Raw genomic sequence first — 20802 nt, 5'->3', positions numbered from 1 at the left:
GATTCACAAATTCACAAGTGGGGGCTCTCAGAGTCCCAGGCGAAAGAGGAGGCCAACAAGAGGGCGCACGTAGCCAGTCGGGGGCGCTTGTGGATCACTCGTGGATCACTCGCGGATCACTCTGGCCCCGTGCGACTCAGTACTGCTGGTTCAGATACCCCAGCAACTCGTCGTGGAGCAGCCCGTTCGACGCCGCCGCGTTGCCGCTGTGCGGGCCGGGGCGGCCGTCGAGGCCCGTGAAGGTGCCGCCCGCCTCGGTGACGACGATCGCGGTGGCCGCCATGTCCCAGAGAGACAACTCGGGTTCGGCGCAGAGGTCCACGGACCCCTCGGCGACCATCATGTACGGCCAGAAGTCGCCGTACGCGCGCGTGCGCCACACCTCGCGGGTGAGGTCCAGGAAGCCGTCGAGCCGGCCCTGCTCCTCCCAGCCGCTCAGGGAGGAGTACGCGAAGGACGCGTCGGACAGCTTGGTGACGCGCGAGACATGGAGGCGGGACGCGGAGGACAGACTGCGGCCGGAGAACGCGCCGTGCCCCTTCGCCGCCCACCAGCGGCGGCCGAGTGCGGGGGCCGAGACGACGCCGACGACCGGCTGGTAGCCGCCCGCGCCCGCCTCCATCAACGCGATCAGCGTGGCCCACACCGGGACTCCGCGGACGTAGTTCTTGGTGCCGTCGATCGGGTCGACGACCCAGCGGCGCGGGCCCGTGCCCTCGATGCCGTACTCCTCGCCGAGGATCGCGTCACGCGGCCGGGCACGCTGGAGCTGGCCGCGGATCAGTTCCTCGGCGGCTCTGTCGGCCTCGCTCACCGGTGTCATGTCCGGCTTCGTCTCGACCTTGAGGTCGAGCGCCTTGAACCGGTCCATGGTCGCGGCGTCGGCGGCGTCCGCCAGGACATGGGCGAGCCGCAGGTCATCGAGATAGTCGGGCATGGGGGAACCGTATCCGGCAGGTCATGGATCCGGCCACACGCCCTCGGGGATCACCACGGGACCTCCGCCTGAGGGGCGCTCCTCCCCGGGGCCTTCGCGGAGTGCCGCCACGCGCCCCCCGGCAGCCACCGCACACGTTGGCCGAACACAGGCCCTCGGCGTCGCCGAAAACTCTTGACAGTGCGTCAGTGCGCGTCAAATCTGAGGTCCAAAGCCGCCGCTCGGCAGAGGGAGGCGATGATGCCTGCAGCGCGGGAATCCCTGTTGGACGCCGCCTACACGGCGCTCGCACGCCGTCCGTGGCCCGCGGTGCGCATGGTCGACGTCGCCGCCGCGGCCGGAGTGTCCCGGCAGACCCTCTACAACGAGTTCGGCAGCAAGGAGGGGCTTGCGCGCGCCCTGGTGCGCCGGGAGGCCGACGCCTATCTCGCCGGTGTCGACCGGGCGCTGGCCACGCCCGCCGACCCTCGCGAGCGCCTGGCCGCCGCTGCCGAGTGGACCGTCTCGGCCGCACGCGGCAACGCTCTCATCAAGGCCATGCTCACCGGCTGCTGGAGCGAACGTCTGCCCGCGCCCACACTCACCGCGGTGCCCTCGTCGTCCGCGGTTCCCGCACAGCGCCGCGCCGACGGCCCCCTGCCCTCACCCGCCGACCTGGTGGCCCTGGCCCGCGACCGCGCGGTCGCCGTCCTCTCCGGTCCCGGCATCCCGAAGGCCGAGTCGGCGGAGCTGGTCCGCTCCTGCGAACTCGTCGTCCGCGTCGCCCTGTCCTGCGTGTCCGCGCCCCCGGGCGAGGGTGGCGTCACCGCACTCGTGCGCACCGTCCTGCACCGGCATCCGACGCGCTCGGGGGTACTCAACTAGTGTGCTGATCCAGACAGTTGGAGCCCGATGACGCCCACGATCACCAGCGTGATCGAGACGAGCTTCAGCGTGGACACGATGTCGCCGAGGAAGACCATGCCGTAGATCGCGGTGCCGGCCGCCCCGATGCCCGTCCACACGGCGTACGCGGGGCCCACGTCGAGCTTCTTCAGCGAGAGGGTCAGCAGGCCGAAGCTGCCGAGGGCGAAGGCGCAGAACGCGATGGTCGGCCAGAGCCGGGTGAAGCCGTGCGAGAGCTTCAGGCAGACGGCGAAGCCGGTCTCCAGTATCCCCGCAACGATGACCAGCAGCCACGCCATGTCTCGTCCTCCCACGTCCCCACGTTCCGTGACCGCTTCGTCCGACTAGGATCGGCTCGGTGCGATTATGCACTTACCGGCCACGTACGAGAGCAAACAACGCGGAGGTCAGCCGCCTTCCGTCAGTCGCCTTCGTGGCGCTCCCGCGTCGACAGCAGCCGGCGCAGGGAGTACAGCCGGGCAGGGTCCGCGTGCCCCGCCGCCACCCACTCGTCCAGCGCGCAGTCCGGTTCGTCATGACTGCACGCACGGGGACAGCCCTCGGTTCCCGGTTCCAGGTCGGGAAAGGCGTGGATCACGCGGGACGGATCGATGTGCGCCAGACCGAAGGACCGTACGCCCGGAGTGTCGACCACCCAGCCGTCCGACTCCGTCAGCGGCAGCGCCAGCGCCGACGTCGTCGTGTGGCGGCCGCGGCCGGTCACCGCGTTGACGTGTCCGGTGCTGCGGCGCCGCTCCTCGGGTACGAGGGCGTTGACCAGCGTCGTCTTGCCCACGCCCGAGTGGCCGACGAACGCCGTGATCTTGCCGTCGAGCTGTTCCCGTACCCGGTCCGCCGCGTCGCCGTTCTCCAGCTCCTCGCGACTGGTGACGACGTAGGGGATGTCCAGGTCCCCGTACAGCTCCAGGAGTTTGTCGGGTGGGGCCAGGTCCGACTTCGTCAGCACCAGCAGCGGGTCGAGGCCGCCGTCGTACGCCGCGACCAGGCAGCGGTCGATGAGGCGAGGGCGGGGCTCGGGGTCGGCGAGGGCGGTGACGATGGCGAGCTGGTCGGCGTTGGCGACGACGACGCGCTCGAACGGATCGTCGTCGTCGGCCGTGCGCCGCAGTACGGAGGTGCGCTCGGCGATGCGGACGATGCGGGCGAGCGTGTCCTTCTGGCCGGAGAGATCGCCGACGAGGGCCACGCGGTCGCCGACCACCGCGGCCTTGCGGCCCAGTTCGCGGGCCTTCATCGCCATGACCACGCGGTCCTCGACGAGGCAGGTCAGCCGACCGCGGTCGACGGTGAGGACCATCCCGTCGGCCGCGTCCTCGTGCTTGGGGCGGAGGCTCGTACGGGGACGGTTGCCCTTGCGGCTGGGGCGGACCCGGACGTCGTCCTCGTCGGTGTGCTTGCCGTAGCGGCGCATGATCCTGGTCCGCCCGTCAGTTCCCGAGCATCCCGGTCCACAGGTCGGGGAAGTCCGGCAGGGTCTTGGCCGTCGTCGCCACGTTCTCGATCTGCACGTCCTTCACCGCGAGGCCGATGATCGCGCCCGCGGTGGCCATGCGGTGGTCGTCGTACGTGTGGAACACCCCGCCGTGCAGCGGGCGCGGACGGATGTGGAGGCCGTCGGCGGTCTCCGTGACATCGCCGCCGAGCTCGTTGATCTCCTTGGTGAGCGCGGCCAGCCGGTCCGTCTCGTGCAGGCGCAGGTGGGACACTCCGCGCAGCGTCGACGGGGAGTCGGCGAGGGCCGCGACCGCGGCGATGCCGGGAGTCAGCTCGCCGACCTCGCCCAGGTCCACGTCGATGCCGTGGACCGCGCCCGAGCCGGTGAACTCCAGCCCGTACTCGGTGAGTTCGCAGGAACCGCCCATCTCGGTGAAGATCTCCCGCAGCTGGTCGCCCGGCTGGGTGGTGCGGGCCGGCCAGTCCGGGATGAGGACCTTGCCGCCGGTCACCAGGGCCGCGGCCAGGAACGGCTGGGCGTTCGACAGGTCCGGCTCGATGGTCAGGTCGCGGCCCAGCAGCGCGCCCGGCGTCACCCGCCAGACGTTCGGCTCGCCGCCCGACTCAGGGGTGTCCACCTGGGCGCCGACCGCGCGCAGCATGTCGACCGTCATACGGATGTGGGGGAGGGACGGCAGCGTCGAGCCGGTGTGGCGCACCTCGACGCCCTGGTTGAAACGCGGGCCGGACAGCAGCAGGGCCGACACGAACTGGGAGGACGACGACGCGTCGATCTCGACCGGGCCGCCGTCCAGCGCGCCGCCGCCGTGGACCGTCAGCGGGAGCGCTCCCCGGCCGTCGTCGTCGATACGGGCACCGAGGGCGCGCAGGGCGTCGATCACGCCGTTCAGAGGGCGCTCGTAGGAACGGGGGTCGCCGTCGAAGCGGATGGGACCGTCGGCGAGGGCGGCCACCGGGGGCAGGAAACGCATCACCGTGCCGGCGTTGCCGACGTCGACCGTGGCGGGACCCCGCAGACCCGTGGGGAGCACACGCCAAGCCTCGCCGGTACCCTCGGGGCCCATCCCCTCCTCGATCTCCACACCCATCGCGCGCAGCGCGGCCGCCATCAGCAGGGTGTCACGGGACCGCAGCGGGCGGCGCAGCCAGCCGGGCTCGGAGGCGAGGGCGGCCAGCACCAGGGCGCGGTTGGTGACCGACTTGGACCCGGGCACGTGGACCGTCGCGTCGACGGCTCCGCTCGCGTGCGGGGCGGGCCAGAGGGCGGTGTGTGCGTTGTTCGGGGCCATGGGGCCCACTTTAGTGGGAGGCGGTGTTTCGGGTGCGCCGCCGTCGTGGCTGGTCGCGCCCACGCGACGGAGCCACACACCGACACGAACCCTGCGCCCCTGTGACCGCGCCCCTTCGGGGCGGTCATACCTCCAACAGCCACCGTCCCCCGCCCAGCAGCGAGCACAGCGACACCGCGTGGAAGAAGAACAGCCACATGCCCGCCGGTGCGTGCGTCAGCCGTGCCAGCTGGTCGGCGTCCGAGTCCCCCGCGCCACCCCGGCGCCGCTTGGCCTGGAGCTCGAAGGCGGGTCGTACGCCGCCCAGCAGCAGGAACCACACCACGACGTACGCGAACGCCGCCTGCACCTGCGTCCCGGTCAGCCAGGACACCAGCACGAACGTGCCGCCGGTCACCAGCACCGTGAGCGCCCCGTACGCGTTGCGGATCATCACCAGCATCGCCACGAGCAGCACGGTGGCCAGCCACAGCAGCGCGGTGATGTGCCCGGCGGCGAGCAGCGCGGCACCGCCGAGACCGAGCAGCGGGGGAGCGGTGTAGCCCGCGGCCGCCGTGAGGATCATGCCGAGCCCGGTCGGCTTGCCCCGGCTGACCGTGAGACCGCTGGTGTCCGAGTGCAGGCGTATGCCCGTGAGGGTGCGTCCGGTGAGGAGTGCGACCAGTCCGTGGCCGCCCTCGTGGGCGATGGTGATGGCGTTGCGCGAGAGCCGCCAGACGCCCTGCGGGATGATCGCGGCGAGCGCGACGGCCGCGGTGGCGATCACGACCCAGAGGTCGGGGTCGGGCTGGCTGCCGAACACCTCGTCCCAGAGGTCGGCCAGCGAGGTGGTGTCCATGGGGGGCTTGGCTCCCTTGGTCGCATCGATACGGGGCGGCGCGCAGTGCCGGTGACGGGTTGGCCTGGCAGTGTGGCACGGACGCGCGGACGGTATCTGAGACGCTGGGCCGGCAGCGATCGTTCCTGACGGCAAACGCGCGGGTCACAGCGTGGGATGCCGGAGTGGTCCGGGGCTGGAGACGCCGCTCGGGCGGGCAGGGGACTGGGACTGCGGGACGTGCGGGACGTGCGGGACCTGCGGGACTATCCCTTGCCGCACCCGCAGCTGCCTCGCCGTACGACCGTCACGGGGAGCATCAGGGAGACCGGCTCGGCATCGCGTGCGCCGTTCAGCCGCTTCACCAGCAGTTCCACCGCCTCCTCGCCGATGCGCAGCGTCGGCTGATGCACGGTGGTCAGGGCCGGGCGTACCAGGCGGCTGAGCGGAATGCCGTCGAAGCCCGTGACCACCATGTCCTCCGGAACCCGCAGACCCCGCTTCTCCAGCGCGTGCAGGGCGCCGACGGCCATCTGGTCGTTCGCGAACACCAGGGCCTCGGGGCGCTCGCGGTCCGAGGCGCACAGGACGTCCACGGCGCGTGCGCCCTCGGCCTGTCTCATCATCCCCACCCGCAGATCGGGCTCGGGCCCCACGTCCAGCCCGCCGTCCCGGCACGCGGCGAGATACCCGCGGAAACGGGCCTCCACGTCCGGCGACTCCTCCGCGGAGCCGATGTACGCGAGGCGGCGCAGGCCGTGGTCCTCGATGAGGTGCCGGGTCAGCTCCTTCTGGCCGTCGAAGTTGGCGACCTCGATGTGGTCCAGATGGTCCAGGTGATCGGTGCCTTCACGGGGGCCGGCCAGCATCACCACGGGTTGGCGGCGGGAGATGACCTCCAGCTCCTCCGTGGGCACGGTACGGGCGAGTGCCGCGAACCCGTCGACGCGACCCGCGACCTTGGCCACCAGGCTCTCCGGCCCTCCTTTGAGGGACGCGGCGATCAGCAGCGCGTAACCGTGGCGGCGTGCCGCCCGTTCCATGCCCCGGATGATCTGGTCGGAGTAGAGCATGGCCGCGTCCTCGTCCTCCGCCTCGGTCGCCTCCGTGTCCGGGTCGGAGTAGTCCGGGAAGCAGAGACCGAGGATGCCGGTGGAGCGGCTGGCGAGCCCACGGGCGTTGCCGCTCGGTACGTAACCGAGTGCACGGCCCGCCGTCAGTACGCGTTCACGCGTCTCGGCGCGGACGGAGTCCGGATTGCGGTACACCCGGGACACGGTGGCGATGGAGACCCCGGACCGTGCGGCGACGTCGTACACCGTAGGGGCAGTGCTCACGAAAAGGGACTCCCGGGGCGAGGGGTATGCGCGCGCATACGCTTGTAAGCGCATTCATCCTAGATCTCGTCCATGCGGTGGGCAAGCGATGCCTCGCTCGCCCCGGGGCCGGGGCGCCCCTGTGGCGCACTGCGCCCCGCCGGGGGCGAGGCGCAGTGCGACCGGGGGATCAGATACTGAAGCTTTCCTTGGCCAGCATGGGCCGCACCCGGGAGCGGAAGCCGCCGGTGCGGAAGGGGCGTTGCAGCAGGCCGGGGCGCAGGTGCTGGGCCAGGGCGGCAGCGATCATTCCCTGGTCCAGGGCCAGGACGAAGTCGCTGACGCGGCCCGTCGCGACGTTGACGGAGTCGCGGAAGCCGTAGTCGTCGTCGTACGCGTGGAGGTTCCGGGCGAGGGCGCGGAGGTTGGCGATGGCCTCTTCGGGTGCCTGGGGCAGGGCCAGGAAGGAGGCGTGGGGAGTGACGACCCCGAGGCTGTGATAGCCGTCCTCCTGCATGCCGATCGCGTCGACGCCGTATTCGCGGTATCCGCCCTCGGGGATGTTGGCGGGTGAGAAGCCCCAGTAGCCGTACTCCTGCTCGATCAGGCCGTGTTCGATCTGGCTGCGCACATAGCGCTGGTGGGTGGTGCCCCAGGAGTGCGGTGACCACTCCGCCTCGGGCACGAACAGGGGCACCATCAGGGCCTCGAACATCGATCCGCCCCAGGTGGGGACGAGCTTGCGGCCTCGGTAGGTGTAGTGGCCCTGCCAGACGCGTACGCCGTCGATGGTGACGTAGGAGCCCCCGGGCTGCTGTTCCTGTCCCCACTCCGGCAGCATCGTGCGGTACATGTGCCAGTAGTGGTCGGTGGGCAGGGAGCCGTCGGCGATGCCGAGGTAACTGGCCATGCGCGGCTCGGTGTTGAGGGCTCCGTAGTGGTGGCCGGTGGGTTCGCCCTTGCCGGGCTTGTCGGGCCAGTAGCCGCCGCGCAGCTGGCCGGGGGCGGCGAAGGGGTCGGCCGGGTCGTAGGGGGTGTAGAAGTACGACCAGTCCGCTCCGTCGAGGAGCCGGGCTATGCGCGGACGCAGCGCCGGATCGGCGTCGGCGGCGATCTGCAGGCCGGTGACCAGCCAGGCGTTGTCGACGGTGGACAGGAACGGGCGGACGGTGGAACCGCTCTCCGGCCAGGTCGTGAGGACCGAGCCGTCGTGCGCGTCGTACCAGTTGAACCAGAAGCCGTGTGCGCGGTCGAGCCGCTCCACGGCCGCGACCGTGCGGGCGAGGCGCTCGTGCATGGCCGAGGCGGAGATGACGCCGAGGCCGGCCGCGGCCACCGTGGACCACAGTCCGCAGCCGATGTTGGTCGGCGAGGTCTGCGTCGAGGGGACGGGTGTGCCGGTGCCGCTGACGTCGATCTTGTCCGCGGTCAGACCGAAGTCCGTGGTCATGGCCGTCATCGAGCGGTAGGTGGCTTCGAACCAGGTGAGCAGCGTCTCGGTGTCCGAGGCGGCAGGGGAGGCGGTGCCGGCGAAAGCGGAGGGAGCGGTGGCGTAGGCGGCCGCTGCCGCCGCGGTGGCGGCCGTGAGGAAACGACGGCGGTTCATGCGGGATCAACTCCTCTGAAGGGAGGGAGGGGTCTGACGGGAGGGGAGGGGCCTGTTGCAGGGAGGGAAGTAGGGAGGGAAGTAGGGAGGGAAGGGGGAGGCGGAGCGGGAGCCGGTGGGTGTCAGGGCCCACCGGCTCCCGGGCACAGGGGGACGAGAGGTGGCGGGGGCGTCAGGAGGCGTTGCGTGGCAGTTCGCGGGTGCGGCCGAGGCCGCCGAGCCATGCGGCGGACGGCCTGGGGGTGCGCTCGAAGGTGACCCGGTCCACCGCGATGAGGCCGAAGGTGGCGGCGAAGGAGCCCCACTCGTAGTTGTCCAGGGCGCTCCAGGCCAGGTAGCCCCGGACGTCGATGCCGTCCTCGATGGCGGCGGCGACCGCCGCGAGTGCTCCGGTGTAGTAGTCGACGCGGCGGCTGTCGTCGCCGGTGGCGATGCCGTTCTCGGTGACGATCAGCGGCATGTCGCGGCCGATGACGTCGGCGGTGTGGCGCAGGGCGTGGCCCACGGCGGCGGGGTAGTACTCCCACTGCGTCAGCGTGCGCTCGGCGTCCTGGGGGGCGGGGACGGGCCCGTCGGGTCCGATCTTGGTGCGGGTGTAGGACTGGACGCCGAGGAAGTCGTCGCCGCGGGCGGCCTCGATGAAGACGTCCTCGCGGGGGTGGCGGTAGGCGGCGGTGACCTCCTCGGCTCCGGGCAGGGCCTGGTAGACCTGGTTGGCGATGGTCCAGCCGACCTGGATGTCCGGGTTCGCGGCCCGGACCGCCTTGACCGCGGCGTGGTGCGCGGCGATCACCGCGTGGGTGGTCTCCTCGTCCGGGAACGGCAGTCCGGCGGGCGGGAAGCCCTGCTCGCCCCGCTTGGCGAGGCCCGCCATCACGGCGATCATGTTGGGCTCGTTGATGGTGCACACGTGGCGGACACCGTCGGTGATGATCGGCGCGCAGTGCTCGACGTACCGGGCGAACAACTCCACGGCGCCGTCGGCCGTCCAGCCGCCGCGGTCCTCGAACCACTGCGGCACGGTGAAGTGGTGCAGGGTCACCATGGGGCGCAGCCCGCGGGCCAGGGCGCCGTCCACCATGCGGCGGTAGTGCGCGATCTCGGCGCGGGAGAAGGCGCCGGGGGCCGGTTCCACGCGTGCCCACTCGACGCTGAAGCGGTAGTCGGTGAAGCCGAGGTGGGCGAGCAGGTCCATGTCCTGCTCCCAGCGGTGGTAGCTGTCGCAGGCGTCCAGGCTCGGTTCGTGGATTCCGGCCGCCGGGTCGTGTTCCTTGCGCCACCAGTCGCTGTTGACGTTGTTGCCCTCGATCTGGTGGGCGGCGGTGGAGGCGCCCCACAGGAAGCCGTCGGGGAAGGGGAGGGAGGTGTGGGTCATCGTCCGTTTCTGTCTGTGTGATCGTGGAGGGGCGGGCCGGGCGCGCGGGCGTGGCACGGTCGGCGCGGTCGCCCGAGGACTGCTCAGAGCTGCTCAGGGCTGTTCAAGGGCAGTGCCTGCCGTGGGGCTGCTCGGCTACTTCAGGCCGGCGGTCGCGATGCCCTGGGTGAAGTGGCGTTGCAGCAGGGCGAAGACGGCCAGGACGGGCAGTACCACCAGCAGGGAGCCGGCCATGAGCATTCCGTTGCCGCCGGCGACCGTGCGGTTGGGGTCGTTGGCGAAGGTCGCGAGTGCCACCGGGAGCGTGTACTTGCCCGGGTCGTTGGTGGCGACCAGCGGCCAGACGAAGTTGTTCCACGAGCCGAGGAACGTGAAGATCGCCAGCGTGGCGAGCGCGGGTTTGACCAGGGGCAACACGATGCGCCAGAAGATGTACCACTCACCGGCGCCGTCGATCCTGGCCGCCTCCAGCAGTTCGTCCGGCACCGTCTGCATGAACTGCCGCATCAGGAAGACGCCGAAGGCACTCGCGGCGAAGGGCAGGACGAGCCCGGCGTAGGTGTCGATGAGGTTCAGCCCGCTCATCAGCACGTACAGGGGCAGGATCAACAGGTTGCCCGGCACCATCAGCGCGGCCAGCACGGTGGCGAAGACCTTGGAGCGGCCCGCGAAGTCGAGTTTCGCGAGCGCGTAGCCGAGCATCGAGCAGAACAGCAGGTTGCAGACGGTCACCATGACGGCCACGACCAGCGAGTTCACGAAGTAGCGCGGCATGTCCAGCTGGTCCAGCAGCGCGCTGAAGCTGTCCAGCGTCCAGCGCGACGGGATCCATACCGGTGGGCTGGCCGTCAGGTCCTGCCTGGTCTTGAAGGCGGACAGCGCCATCCACAGGAACGGCGTCGCCATCACCAGCAGGCCCAGCGACGCGAGAACGTACAGCACGGGCCGGCGTACGCGGCCCTCGCGGCGTCGGCCGGCCGGGGCGGGGTCGGTCGGTGCGGAGGCGGCCGGGGCGGAGGCGGTCGGGGCGCTCATCGCGTGTTGTCCTTCAGCAGTCGGAGCTGGAGCACCGTGATGCCCATGATCACCACGAACAGGACGTACGCCATGGCGCTCGCATAACCCATGTGGAAGAAGTTGAAGCCCTCCCGGTACATGTTCAGGGACACCGTCAGGGTGGCGTCGCCGGGGCCGCCCTGGGTCATCACGAAGGGCTCCTCGAAGACGTTGAGGTAGCCGATGGTGGTGATGACGGTGGCGTAGAGCATGGTGGGCCGCAGCAGTGGCACGGTGATGCGCCGCAGCTCCTGCCAGCCGCCTGCGCCGTCCAGTCGCGCGGCCTCCCGCACCTCGGTGGGGATCGCCTGCAGGCCGGCGATGAACAGCACCATGACGGTGCCCAGGTTGCGCCAGACCGCGAGCAGGATCAGCGACGGCATGGCCCAGGTCCCGGAGCCGAGGAAGTCCGGCGCCTTCGTGCCGAGTTCGGTGGCGAGGCCGGCGATCAGGCCGTCCGACGGGTCGAGCACGAAGCGCCAGACGACGGCGACCGCCACGATGGAGGTGACGACGGGAGCGTAGAAGCCGACCCGGAAGAAGGTGCGGGCCCGGTCGATGCCGTTGTTCAGCATCAGCGCCACCAGCAGGCCGAGCACGATGGTCAGCGGTACGCCGACCACGACGAAGTAGGCGGTGTTGAACAGGGCCGTGCGGAAGGTGTCGTCGCCGAACAGCCTGGTGTAGTTGTCCAGGCCGACGAACTGCGCCTCCAGGGGCTGCCTGACGTCGCGTACCCCGAAGTCGGTGAAGCTCATCCAGAGCGTCGCCACGATCGGGAAGAGCATGAAGACGCCGAACAGCACCAGGAAGGGGGTGGAGAACAGCCACCCGTGCAGCGTGTGCCGGCCCAGCGAACGACGTCGGCCGTGCCGCCGCGATCCCGCGGCCGGCGGCTGTGCACCGCCGGACCGCCGGGTCTTGGTCACGGTCGCGTCGTCCGCGGCCGATCCGGTCACGAGGGGCATCCGGACTATCCCACCAGGCTCTCGATCGCGGACTGCGCCTTGTCCAGGGCCGCCTTCGCGGAGGACTTGCCCTGGGTGACCGCCCCTATGGCCTCGTCGACCTTGGAGGTGATCTCCGTGAGCTTGGGCTGGGCGGGGATGGCCTCGGCGGTTTCCATCTGCTTCCGGAACACCGTCAGGTTCGCGTCGGTGGCGAGCTCACCGGCGTCCCATGCCTGGGTGTTGGCGGGCAGGTCCTTGGTGCGCTCGTACCAGTCGGTCTGACCCTTGGCGTCGGTGAGGTAGGTGATGAACTCCTCGGCGGCGGCCTTGCGCGGACTGTCCGCGGAGATGGTGAGGCTGGACCCGCCGGCGAACGAGACCGAGGCCTTGTCCGCCGGTACGGGGGCGACGGCCCACTTGCCCTTGAGGTCGGGGTAGTTGTCGTTGAGCAGGCCCACGATCCACGGTCCGCTGAAGAACATCGGCACGGCCCCGGTGTTGAAGTCCTTCGTGACGTCGTAGCCGGGCCGGAACGTCTTGTCGCTCAGTCCCTTGCTGTAGTAACTGCCGTAGTTCTCCAGCGCCTTGACGGCGGCGGGGCTGTTGACGACGGGCTTGGCGCTGTCGTCGAGGACGGCGCCGCCCGCCGAGTACAGGAAGGGGTAGAAGCTCTGCACGGCGTCCAGTCCGCTCGGCTGGATGGACAGTCCCCACTTGGTGCCGGCCTTGTCGCGATAGGCCGCGGCCGCCTTCTGCAGGTCCGCCATGGTGCCCGGGGCGCCCTTGAGGCCCGCCTTCTTCGCCAGATCGGTGCGGTAGTACAGGACGCGGGTGTCGACGTACCAGGGAACCCCATAGGCCTCGCCGTCGTAGATCCCCTGATCCCAGGCGGCCGGGAAGAAGTCACCCTTCTCGAAGACCTTGGTGTCGACCGGCTCCAGAGCGCCCATCTCGGCGAACTCGCCCAGATACGTCGAACCCATCTGCATCACGTCGGGGAGCTTGCTCGCGGCGGCCGCGGCGACGAGCTTCTGGTGCGCCACGTCCCAGCCGACCGGGGTCACCTTGACGGTGATGTTGGGGTGGGCCTTCTCGTACGCCTTGGCCACGTCGGCGAGCTTCTCGCCCTCCGTGCCCATGGCCCAGACGGTCAGCGTCTGCTTCGCGTCGGCACCCACGTCCGCGTTCCCCGAGCCACCGCACGCGGTGAGGACGAGAGCGGACGCCGCCACAAGGGCGAACGAGGCGGTTCTGGCGGCGTGGTGCATGGGTGCTCCTCCTTGAGCATGGCCGAGGCATTGGCCGATGTATGCGCTGTCTGTAAGCGCATACAGAACCTTGTGGCACATGGTGAAAGGCTGGCAAGTGGGGTGCTGGTTACGCTCTCGTAACGGACTGGACGCGGATCGCGGAAGCTGTGGGGGATGTGCTCCGGGCACCGGCAGCTCAGGCGCGTGATGTTCTACCGTCTTCACAGATCGGAGGGGTGGTTCGACATGTGCGGACGGTATTCGGCCAGTCGCAGGCCAGAGGATCTCGCAGGAATCTTCGAGGTCGAGAAGTGGGAGCCCGAGGAGACCTTGGAGCCCGACTACAACGTGGCTCCCACCAAAGAGGTCTACGCGGTCCTCGACCGCCCGCTGAAGAACGTCGAGGACAAACGGCCGGTTCGCCAGCTCCGCAGGCTGAGATGGGGCCTCGTCCCCTCCTGGTCCAAGACGCCCGAGGGCGGGGCCCGCATGATCAACGCCCGCGCCGAGACCGTCCACGAGAAGCCCTCGTACCGCCGTGCCTTCGCCTCCCGGCGCTGCATCCTGCCCGCCGACGGCTACTACGAGTGGGTCACCGGCAAGCAGGAGCGGGACCTGGAGGTCGAGGGGAAGAAGAAGCGGCCCCGCAAGCAGCCGTACTTCGTGCTCCCCGCCGACAGCTCGGTGTTCGCGATGGCCGGGCTGTACGAGTTCTGGCGGGACAGGACGCTGCCGGACGAGCACCCGCAGGCGTGGTGGGTCACCTGTTCCGTGATCACGACCGAGGCGGAGACCACCCCGCTCGCCGTCGCGCCCGCCGACGGCCCGTACTCCCTGGCCGACATCCACCCCCGGATGCCGCTGATGCTCACCCCGGACCGCTGGGACGCCTGGCTGGACCCGGCCCGCACCGGCCTCGACGACCTGCGTGAGCTGCTGGCCCCGCCGCCCGCCGGACTGATGCGCGCCTACCCCGTGACCACCGCCGTCAGCAATGTCCGCAACAACGGCCCGGAGCTGCTGAAGGAGCTGGAGGGGCCCGAGGAGGGCACACTCTTCTGACGTGAGCTCTGACGCGACTTCCCATGTGACTTCCCACGCGACTTCTGATGTGCGTCCTGATGTGGCCGAGATCATCGAGACTGTTGAGATGGTTGAAACGGTCGAGACGGTCGAGACGGTCGAGACGGTCGAGACGGACGCCGGGACGGCCCGGGTCACCTGGCGCACGGCGGAGAAGGCACGGCTCGTCCTCGCCGTCAGCCACGGCGCCGGCGGCGGCATCGAGGCGCGCGATCTCCAGGCGCTGGCCCGCACCCTCCCCGGCCAGGGGGTGACCGTCGCGCTCGTCGAACAGCCCTGGCGGGTGGCGGGCAAGAAGGTCGCGCCCGCCCCCAAGACCCTGGACGCGGGCTGGCGGGGTCTGTGGCCCGCGCTGGCGCGCCCCGGGCTCCCCGTGATCGCGGGCGGCCGGAGCGCGGGCGCCCGCGTGGCCTGCCGTACGGCGACGGAACTCGGCGCCGCGGCCGTCCTCGCGCTGAGCTTCCCGCTGCACCCGCCGGGCAGGCCCGAGAAGTCCCGTGCCGACGAGCTGCTCGGCGCCGGGGTGCCCACCCTCGTGGTGCAGGGTGGGAACGACCCGTTCGGCCGGCCGGAGGAGTTCCCGCAGGGCGCGTACGAGTTCGTGGAGGTGCCGTACGGCGATCACGGCTTCGCCGTGCCGAAGCGGGCGCCCCTCGATCAGGACCGGGCGCTGGAGATCGTCACCGACGCCGTCACACAGTGGAGTACGTCACTGCGGTGAGGGCGGGAATGCCGGGCCCCGGGTGACTGTTGTGCGGATCAGACAGCGTGGGAACGCGCTGGGATCAGACAGTGCGGGAACGCGCTGACCCGTTCGTACGAGAGGGAGTCCGCCGCATGGGTTCGACCATCTGCCCGAGCCGTCGCAGCGCCAGCGACCTGGACTGGTCGGTGCTGCACGCGGCCAAGACCACCTCTGTTCGGGCGGCAGGTGGAACTGAAGTGCAAGCAGCCCCGGCCGAAGGTCGTCTATTCTCCGATTCGAGTGGGATCGGTTTCGGTCCTGCCCAGACTCTGGAGGAGGTGGGTCCGGTCACTGGGACCGACGCAGGGACCGAAAACGGCCAGGCGGAGCAGCCCGAGGGCCGGGGTGGCGGCACGGAGACGACCGCCGAGCGCAGTGCGCGCTTCGAGCGGGACGCGCTCGAATTCCTGGACCAGATGTATTCGGCCGCGCTGCGCATGACACGCAACCCGGCCGACGCCGAGGACCTGGTGCAGGAGACGTACGCGAAGGCGTACGCGTCCTTCCACCAGTTCCGTGAGGGCACCAACCTGAAGGCGTGGCTGTACCGGATCCTCACGAACACCTTCATCAACTCGTACCGCAAGAAGCAGCGCGAACCGCAGCGCAGCGCGGCCGAGGAGATCGAGGACTGGCAGCTGGCGCGCGCCGAGTCGCACATGTCGACGGGCTTGCGCTCCGCCGAGTCGCAGGCGCTCGACCACCTGCCCGACTCGGACGTCAAGGAAGCGCTGCAGGCGATCCCCGAGGAATTCCGCATCGCCGTCTACCTCGCGGACGTGGAGGGCTTTGCGTACAAGGAGATCGCGGACATCATGGGGACACCCATCGGTACGGTGATGTCCCGCCTCCACCGCGGCCGCCGTCAACTGCGCGGCATGCTGGAGGACTACGCCCGTGACCGTGGGCTGGTCCCGGCCGGCGCCGGGGAGTCGAACGAAGCGAAAGGCTCGGGCTCATGAGCTGCGGAGAGCCGCACGAGACGGATTGCAGCGAGATCCTCGATCATCTCTACGAGTTTCTCGACCGTGAGATGCCCGACGCCGACTGCACCAAGTTCGAGCACCACTTCGAGGAATGCTCGCCGTGCCTGGAGAAGTACGGGCTGGAGCAGGCCGTGAAGAAGCTGGTCAAGCGGTGCTGCGGGCAGGACGACGTGCCGACCGATCTGCGCGCCAAGGTCATGGGGCGGATCGAGATGATCCGTTCCGGGCAGGCCGTCCCCGAGCACGACGTGACGGTGACTCCACAGGAGTCGTGAACGTCCGGCCCGGGTCCCCGCCCTGCGCGTGGCGCACTGAATGCCCGTGCGAGACCCGGATGAACGTACGAGTATCAGAGGGTTCGATCACCCGGACGGGGTAATGCGCCTCGCGTGTGCCCGACGATTCCGGCCATAGCCGCCCCCCTGTGCCCCGCCCCGCCCTAGGCTCCGGAGCCGGAAAAGGGGAGGAGCGCGATGGGGTCGGTTCCGGCATGGGCACGTCTGTACGTCGCCTGTGTCGTCGCAGGTGCTCTGGTCTGCCTCGCTCCCGTGCCGGGCGTTCACGTTCCATGGTGGGCGGTGGGCCTGCTCGCGGCGCTGTACGCCGGGTGCGAGCACCTCACGTCCGGGGGGTCCGGGGGGTGTCCTCCCCGATGGCACACCCCCGTCCTGCTGGCCGGGGCCTTCCTGTTGCCGCCTGCGGCCGCCGCGCTCGTGGCGGTTCCGGGTGCGCTCCTCGCGCGGGTCGAACAGCGGCCGCGCGGGCTGCGGCGCGTGTGGCGGGCGGCCCGGCTCGGCCTCGCCGTCTGGGCGGCGTCCCGGGTGCACGGGGCGCTGGCCGGCCGGGACGCGGTCGCCCAGCCCCACTTCCCGGACGCGCTGGTGCCCGTGGGTGCCGCCGTCCTGGTGTTCTGCGCGGTCCTGACCGCCCTCGACGGCGGGATCCTGGCCCTGGCCGAGCGGGTGCCCGTGCGGAACGCCTGGCGCGGGCTCTTCCCGCGGTCCCTCGCTCCCGCCGCCGTGCACGGCCTCGCGGGGCTGATGATGGCGGTGCTGTGGCGCAGCCACTACGGGCCGGTCGCCGCGCTGCTCGTGCTGCTGCCGATGTACGTGTCCTGCTGGGTGTTCGAGCAGTACCACCGGGAGCGGGCGGCCCACCAGGCCACCATCCGCGCCCTGGTGCAGGCCGTCGACATCAAGGACGGGTACACCCGCGGGCACAGTGAGCGGGTCGGCCGGGCCTCCCGGATGATCGCCTGTGAACTCGGCATGGACGACGCGCGGATCGAAGTGCTCCGCTTCGCCGGCATCCTGCACGACGTGGGCAAACTCGGCGTCCCCACCCGGCTGTTGCGCAAGAACGGGCCGCTGACCCCCGAGGAACGGAGGGTCATCGAACTGCATCCCGAGTACGGGCACGAGATGGTGCGGGGGATCGGGTTCCTCGGCGAGGCCCGGCTGGCGATCCTGCACCACCACGAACGGCTGGACGGCGGCGGGTACCCCTACGGACTGACGGGCGATCAGATCCCTGAGTGCGCACGGGTGGTGGCGGTCGCCGACGCGTTCGACGCGATGACCTCGACCCGGTGCTACCGGCGGGCCCGCCCGGTCGCGGACGCGCTGGAGGAACTGGAGCGGTGCGCGGGGACGCAGTTCGATCCCGAGATGGTCGAGGCGCTCGCGCGGGCCCTCGGGCGGCACGGCTGGCATCCGGCGGTCACCGCGGACGGCGACGATCAGCGCGGAAACGTCCCGCCACAGAGCGCGCCCCTGCGTGCGGAGGCCGGCTCGTGAGGCACCCGATCGTCGTCCTCGTCCATGGATCCGCCGCCCTCGTCGCCGTCACCGGCCTCGCCCACACCCTCTGGCAGGGGCTCGAAGAACCCGGAGCGGCCCTCGCCTTCGGGCTGCTCGTCGGCGTGGGTGAACTCTCCCGGTGGCGCGGTGCCGAAGGGCGGGAGCCGGCGCCGCTCGGAGCCGCCGGGGCGCTCGCGTACGCGCTGTTCGGGGTGAACGGCGGGGAGGCCGCACGGCACGGCACGGCGCAGGTCGTCGCCGTGGTCGTCGCGGCCGCGCTCGCCGGATGCGTGCCGCATGTCGCCCGGGGACAGGGACCCACCGCCGACCACCTCGCCCGGCGCGTCCTCACGGTCACCTTCGCCGCCGTCTGCTTCCAGCCGCTGCGCGGCCCGGACGCGTTGCGGGAGTGGAGCGGGCCCGCGTACGTGCTGCTCGTCGTCGCGCTGCTGGTCCTCGCCGTGCTGTGCGACGCCGTGCTCGCCGCGGTGCTGGCCCGCTCGCGGACGGGCTGGCCGCTCAGCCCGCTGCTGCGCGACGAGCTGCGGGCGTTGCTCGGCATCGGGTCCGCCGTGTGCGCCACCGGTGTGGTGATGTCCCTCGCGGTGGCCGTCGTCGGCCTGTGGGCGCTGCCCGTGTTCTCGCTGCCGCTGCTCCTCACCCAGCTCTCCTTCCGGCGGTACGCGGCCGTGCGCGCCACGTACCGGCAGACCATCGCCTCCCTCGCGCGGGCCACCGAGATCGCCGGATACACCCCCGCGGGCCACGCCCGGCGCGTGGCCGCGCTCAGCCGGGCCGTGGGGCGGGAGCTGGGCATGTCCGGACCGGAGCTGACCGTGCTGGAGTACGCGGCCCTGATGCACGACATCGGGCAGCTCTCCCTGGTCGACCCCGTCCCCGCCGGGGCCACCGCCGTCCTGCCCGCCGAGGAGCAGCGGCGGATCGCGCTGCTCGGCGGTGCCGTCGTACGGCAGACCGGGGTGGACGCCGAGGTCGCGGTGGTCGTCGAGCGCCAGGCGGACCCGTACCGGGACCAGCCGGTCAGCGCGCGGATCGTACGGGCCGTGAACGCCTACGAGGAGAAGACGCGCGACGCCGGTCCGGACGGGCCGCTGCGGGCACTGGAGGAACTGCGGCTGGGAACCGCCCGGGACTACCAGCCCGAGGTGGTCGAGTCACTGGCCCGGGTACTGCTGAACCAGCGGAGCGGCACGGCGGCGCCCTGGGGCGCTTAGGGCCTGTTCTGGGGGAATGGGCGGTCTGACCCGGACCAGGGCTGGGTAACCCATGGGTAATGAGCGTCCTTCCAGCCGTACGTGGTTGGATGCGAGGGAGAGGGTGTCCGGGGGCACTGAGCCAGCCCACTCCACCGAACGGGACGGAACTGGCAGGCGGGAATCGTGAGGATCTTCGGCAAGGGACGGCACCGGCCCTCCGCCTCCTGGCGGCAGGCCACCGACCGCGCGTTCACGCTGATCGGCGACGGGCGGTACGAGGACGCGGGCGCGCTGCTGACGCGGGCCGCGGACCTGGAGCCCTGGCTGTCCGAGTCCTGGTTCAACCTCGCGCTGCTGCACAAGTTCCGGCACGACTGGGAGCAGGCGCGGGCCGCGGGCCTCAGGGCTGTCGCGCTGCTCGACCGGGAGACCGGGGCGCCCGACTGGTGGAACGTCGGGATCGCCGCCACCGCGCTGCAGGACTGGCCGCTGGCCCGGCGGGCCTGGCAGGCGTACGGGCTTCGGGTGCCCGGCGGCCCCGGAGCCTCCGGGGAGCCCGTCGGCATGGAACTGGGCAGCGCTGCCGTGCGGCTGTCGCCGGAGGGCGAGGCCGAGGTCGTGTGGGGGCGCCGGCTGGACCCCGCCCGGATCGAGGTGCTCTCCATTCCGCTGCCGTCCTCCGGCCGCCGCTGGGGCGAGGTCGTCCTGCACGACGGGGTGCCGCACGGCGAGCGGACCACGGCCGCCGGGCACGCGTACCCGGTGTTCGACGAGATCGAGCTGTGGGCGCCGTCGCCGGTGCCCACGTGGGTGGTGCTCCTGGAGGCCGCGACGGAGGACGACCGGGACGCCCTGGAGCAGCTCGCCGCCGACGCCGGCTTCGCCGCGGAGGACTGGTCGTCCTCGGTGCGGCTGCTGTGCCGGCTGTGCTCGGAGTCACGCATGCCGTCCGACGAGGGCGACGGCGACCATCTCGATCCGCACGATCACAGTGAGCCCGGTCACCCCGGCCCGCTGGGCCACCGCACGGACGGGCAGCTGTGGGTGCCCGAGCGCGAGTGCGGGATTGCTGCGCCGGCTTCACTGGTGCGGGGGTTGCTGGACGGGTGGGTTGCTGACAGTCCTGACTCCCGGGACTGGCGGGACCTGGAAGAGGTTTGCTGAGCGCGAGTGCGCTCCGCTCAGAGCGCCGTTGTGCGTTCGGTTGCTTGAACCCGCGGGTTGTGCGTGGTTGCTCGCGCAGTTCCCCGCGCCCCTGAAGGGGCGCAGCCCCCGTACGCTGTACCCGCATCTTTTCTTGAGGATCCCAGGAAGGCATACGTCGGTCATGGCGCAGCAGGACACCGATCAGCAGCACGCGGGCGTGCTCCCCGTGGACGACGAGGGCTTCGTCATCGACACGGAGGACTGCGAGGAGCGCGAGCAGGCGTACCGCGAGCGCGGCACCTCGCGTCCGATCACCGTCGTCGGGAACCCGGTGCTGCACACGGAGTGCAAGGACGTCACCGAGTTCGACGACGAGCTCGCGGGGCTGGTCGACGACATGTTCACCAGCCAGCGCACCGCCGAGGGCGTGGGCCTGGCCGCCAACCAGATCGGCGTCGACCTGAAGGTCTTCGTGTACGACTGCATGGACGACGAGGGCACCCGGCACGTCGGCGTGGTCTGCAACCCCAAGCTCGTCGACCTGCCCGCCGAGAAGCGCCGGCTGGACGACAGCAACGAGGGCTGCCTTTCCGTGCCGACCGCGTACGCCCCGCTCGCCCGTCCCGACTACGCCGAGGTCACCGGGCAGGACGAGAAGGGCAACCCGATCAAGGTGCGCGGCACCGGCTACTTCGCGCGCTGCCTCCAGCACGAGACGGACCACCTGTACGGCTACCTCTACATCGACCGGCTCTCCAAGCGCGAGCGCAAGGACGCGCTGCGCCAGATGGCCGAGAACGAGCCGCGGTACCCGGTCGTCCCGAACGACTGAGCCCCCCTCGGCGTACGTTCAGGCGGCCTCCGGCCCT

General features: G+C 71.0%; 20 protein-coding genes. 9 read left to right on the top strand and 11 right to left on the bottom strand.

The window, feature by feature from the left end:
• Positions 1-136 precede the first annotated feature (136 nt).
• A complete protein-coding gene (gene hisN, locus IE262_RS32590; protein WP_134029538.1) occupies positions 137-937 on the bottom strand; it encodes a histidinol-phosphatase in 801 nt (266 codons plus the stop codon).
• 240 nt (positions 938-1177) lie between these two features.
• Between hisN and IE262_RS32585 the strand changes: the two genes are divergently transcribed.
• The gene (locus tag IE262_RS32585; RefSeq protein WP_134030165.1) at positions 1178-1801 is read left to right on the top strand and encodes a TetR/AcrR family transcriptional regulator; all 624 of its coding nucleotides are present in this window, start codon (positions 1178-1180) and stop codon (positions 1799-1801) included.
• Here the strand turns inward: IE262_RS32585 and IE262_RS32580 are convergent.
• The 10 genes from IE262_RS32580 to IE262_RS32535 all read right to left on the bottom strand — a co-directional run bounded on the left by IE262_RS32580 (position 1798) and on the right by IE262_RS32535 (position 12975).
• Positions 1798-2121, bottom strand: coding sequence for a DMT family transporter (locus tag IE262_RS32580; RefSeq protein ID WP_134029540.1), 324 nt, complete (start codon positions 2119-2121; stop codon positions 1798-1800). The genes IE262_RS32585 and IE262_RS32580 overlap by 4 nt on opposite strands.
• 122 nt (positions 2122-2243) lie before the next feature.
• Positions 2244-3254 (bottom strand): ribosome small subunit-dependent GTPase A, encoded by a 1011-nt coding sequence (gene rsgA, locus IE262_RS32575; protein ID WP_189878756.1) that lies wholly within the window; start codon positions 3252-3254, stop codon positions 2244-2246.
• A gap of 16 nt (positions 3255-3270) precedes the next feature.
• A complete protein-coding gene (gene aroA, locus IE262_RS32570) occupies positions 3271-4587 on the bottom strand; it encodes a 3-phosphoshikimate 1-carboxyvinyltransferase (protein WP_189878754.1) in 1317 nt (438 codons plus the stop codon).
• Positions 4588-4711: 124 nt separating this feature from the next.
• A complete protein-coding gene (locus tag IE262_RS32565) occupies positions 4712-5425 on the bottom strand; it encodes a M50 family metallopeptidase (RefSeq protein ID WP_134029546.1) in 714 nt (237 codons plus the stop codon).
• Positions 5426-5670: 245 nt separating this feature from the next.
• Entirely contained in the window at positions 5671-6795 is a 1125-nt protein-coding gene (locus IE262_RS32560) for a LacI family DNA-binding transcriptional regulator (RefSeq protein WP_189878752.1), read from the bottom strand.
• A 115-nt stretch (positions 6796-6910) separates the two neighbouring features.
• Positions 6911-8326: a glucoamylase family protein gene (locus IE262_RS32555; RefSeq protein ID WP_189878750.1), complete on the bottom strand. Its 1416-nt coding sequence runs from the start codon at positions 8324-8326 to the stop codon at positions 6911-6913.
• Positions 8327-8498: 172 nt separating this feature from the next.
• Positions 8499-9701, bottom strand: coding sequence for a glycoside hydrolase family 1 protein (locus tag IE262_RS32550; RefSeq protein ID WP_189878748.1), 1203 nt, complete (start codon positions 9699-9701; stop codon positions 8499-8501).
• 135 nt (positions 9702-9836) lie between these two features.
• Positions 9837-10736, bottom strand: a complete 900-nt coding sequence (locus IE262_RS32545) for a carbohydrate ABC transporter permease (RefSeq protein WP_189878746.1) — start codon at positions 10734-10736, stop codon at positions 9837-9839.
• Complete coding sequence (locus IE262_RS32540; protein WP_189878745.1) at positions 10733-11725, bottom strand: carbohydrate ABC transporter permease; 993 nt, start codon at positions 11723-11725, stop codon at positions 10733-10735. Before IE262_RS32540 ends, IE262_RS32545 begins: the two co-directional genes overlap by 4 nt.
• A gap of 5 nt (positions 11726-11730) precedes the next feature.
• Positions 11731-12975 carry a sugar ABC transporter substrate-binding protein gene (locus IE262_RS32535; protein ID WP_189878743.1) on the bottom strand — a complete coding sequence of 415 codons (1245 nt, stop codon included), beginning with the start codon at positions 12973-12975 and terminating at the stop codon, positions 11731-11733.
• Positions 12976-13203: 228 nt separating this feature from the next.
• Here IE262_RS32535 and IE262_RS32530 point away from each other — a divergent pair, with 228 nt between their 5' ends.
• The 8 genes from IE262_RS32530 (at position 13204) to def (ending at position 20765) form a co-directional block, all read left to right on the top strand.
• Complete coding sequence (locus tag IE262_RS32530; RefSeq protein ID WP_189878741.1) at positions 13204-14019, top strand: SOS response-associated peptidase; 816 nt, start codon at positions 13204-13206, stop codon at positions 14017-14019.
• An 88-nt stretch (positions 14020-14107) separates the two neighbouring features.
• Positions 14108-14761 carry an alpha/beta hydrolase family protein gene (locus IE262_RS32525; protein WP_189878739.1) on the top strand — a complete coding sequence of 218 codons (654 nt, stop codon included), beginning with the start codon at positions 14108-14110 and terminating at the stop codon, positions 14759-14761.
• A gap of 302 nt (positions 14762-15063) precedes the next feature.
• The gene (gene sigR, locus IE262_RS32520; RefSeq protein ID WP_189878737.1) at positions 15064-15747 is read left to right on the top strand and encodes an RNA polymerase sigma factor SigR; all 684 of its coding nucleotides are present in this window, start codon (positions 15064-15066) and stop codon (positions 15745-15747) included.
• Positions 15744-16046, top strand: coding sequence for a mycothiol system anti-sigma-R factor (rsrA, locus tag IE262_RS32515; protein WP_134029565.1), 303 nt, complete (start codon positions 15744-15746; stop codon positions 16044-16046). The genes sigR and rsrA overlap by 4 nt, the downstream gene beginning before the upstream one ends.
• Positions 16047-16244: 198 nt before the next feature.
• A complete protein-coding gene (locus IE262_RS32510; protein ID WP_134029567.1) occupies positions 16245-17567 on the top strand; it encodes an HD-GYP domain-containing protein in 1323 nt (440 codons plus the stop codon).
• The gene (locus IE262_RS32505; RefSeq protein ID WP_229877697.1) at positions 17564-18805 is read left to right on the top strand and encodes an HD-GYP domain-containing protein; all 1242 of its coding nucleotides are present in this window, start codon (positions 17564-17566) and stop codon (positions 18803-18805) included. The genes IE262_RS32510 and IE262_RS32505 overlap by 4 nt, the downstream gene beginning before the upstream one ends.
• Before the next feature lie 165 nt (positions 18806-18970).
• A complete protein-coding gene (locus IE262_RS32500; protein WP_189878735.1) occupies positions 18971-19951 on the top strand; it encodes a tetratricopeptide repeat protein in 981 nt (326 codons plus the stop codon).
• A gap of 163 nt (positions 19952-20114) precedes the next feature.
• The gene (gene def, locus IE262_RS32495; RefSeq protein ID WP_189878733.1) at positions 20115-20765 is read left to right on the top strand and encodes a peptide deformylase; all 651 of its coding nucleotides are present in this window, start codon (positions 20115-20117) and stop codon (positions 20763-20765) included.
• Positions 20766-20802 lie beyond the last annotated feature (37 nt).

The organism is Streptomyces bluensis (assembly GCF_014650715.1).
Lineage (GTDB): Bacteria > Actinomycetota > Actinomycetes > Streptomycetales > Streptomycetaceae > Streptomyces > Streptomyces bluensis.
Note: the sequence above shows the minus strand (reverse complement) of the source record. Positions and strands in the feature narration are given on the sequence as shown.

What these genes read in the sequence shown, in the direction of transcription:
- IE262_RS32560 (WP_189878752.1), bottom strand. Translation starts at nt 6,795, where the DNA reads ATGCGCTTACAAGCGTATGCGCGCGCATACCCCTCGCCCCGGGAGTCC.
- IE262_RS32525 (WP_189878739.1), top strand. Translation starts at nt 14,108, where the DNA reads ATGGTTGAAACGGTCGAGACGGTCGAGACGGTCGAGACGGTCGAGACG.
- IE262_RS32510 (WP_134029567.1), top strand. Translation starts at nt 16,245, where the DNA reads ATGGGGTCGGTTCCGGCATGGGCACGTCTGTACGTCGCCTGTGTCGTC.
- IE262_RS32565 (WP_134029546.1), bottom strand. Translation starts at nt 5,425, where the DNA reads ATGGACACCACCTCGCTGGCCGACCTCTGGGACGAGGTGTTCGGCAGC.
- IE262_RS32585 (WP_134030165.1), top strand. Translation starts at nt 1,178, where the DNA reads ATGCCTGCAGCGCGGGAATCCCTGTTGGACGCCGCCTACACGGCGCTC.
- rsgA (WP_189878756.1), bottom strand. Translation starts at nt 3,254, where the DNA reads ATGCGCCGCTACGGCAAGCACACCGACGAGGACGACGTCCGGGTCCGC.
- rsrA (WP_134029565.1), top strand. Translation starts at nt 15,744, where the DNA reads ATGAGCTGCGGAGAGCCGCACGAGACGGATTGCAGCGAGATCCTCGAT.
- IE262_RS32580 (WP_134029540.1), bottom strand. Translation starts at nt 2,121, where the DNA reads ATGGCGTGGCTGCTGGTCATCGTTGCGGGGATACTGGAGACCGGCTTC.
- IE262_RS32540 (WP_189878745.1), bottom strand. Translation starts at nt 11,725, where the DNA reads ATGCCCCTCGTGACCGGATCGGCCGCGGACGACGCGACCGTGACCAAG.
- hisN (WP_134029538.1), bottom strand. Translation starts at nt 937, where the DNA reads ATGCCCGACTATCTCGATGACCTGCGGCTCGCCCATGTCCTGGCGGAC.
- IE262_RS32535 (WP_189878743.1), bottom strand. Translation starts at nt 12,975, where the DNA reads ATGCACCACGCCGCCAGAACCGCCTCGTTCGCCCTTGTGGCGGCGTCC.
- IE262_RS32530 (WP_189878741.1), top strand. Translation starts at nt 13,204, where the DNA reads ATGTGCGGACGGTATTCGGCCAGTCGCAGGCCAGAGGATCTCGCAGGA.
- def (WP_189878733.1), top strand. Translation starts at nt 20,115, where the DNA reads ATGGCGCAGCAGGACACCGATCAGCAGCACGCGGGCGTGCTCCCCGTG.
- IE262_RS32555 (WP_189878750.1), bottom strand. Translation starts at nt 8,326, where the DNA reads ATGAACCGCCGTCGTTTCCTCACGGCCGCCACCGCGGCGGCAGCGGCC.
- aroA (WP_189878754.1), bottom strand. Translation starts at nt 4,587, where the DNA reads ATGGCCCCGAACAACGCACACACCGCCCTCTGGCCCGCCCCGCACGCG.
- IE262_RS32550 (WP_189878748.1), bottom strand. Translation starts at nt 9,701, where the DNA reads ATGACCCACACCTCCCTCCCCTTCCCCGACGGCTTCCTGTGGGGCGCC.
- IE262_RS32545 (WP_189878746.1), bottom strand. Translation starts at nt 10,736, where the DNA reads ATGAGCGCCCCGACCGCCTCCGCCCCGGCCGCCTCCGCACCGACCGAC.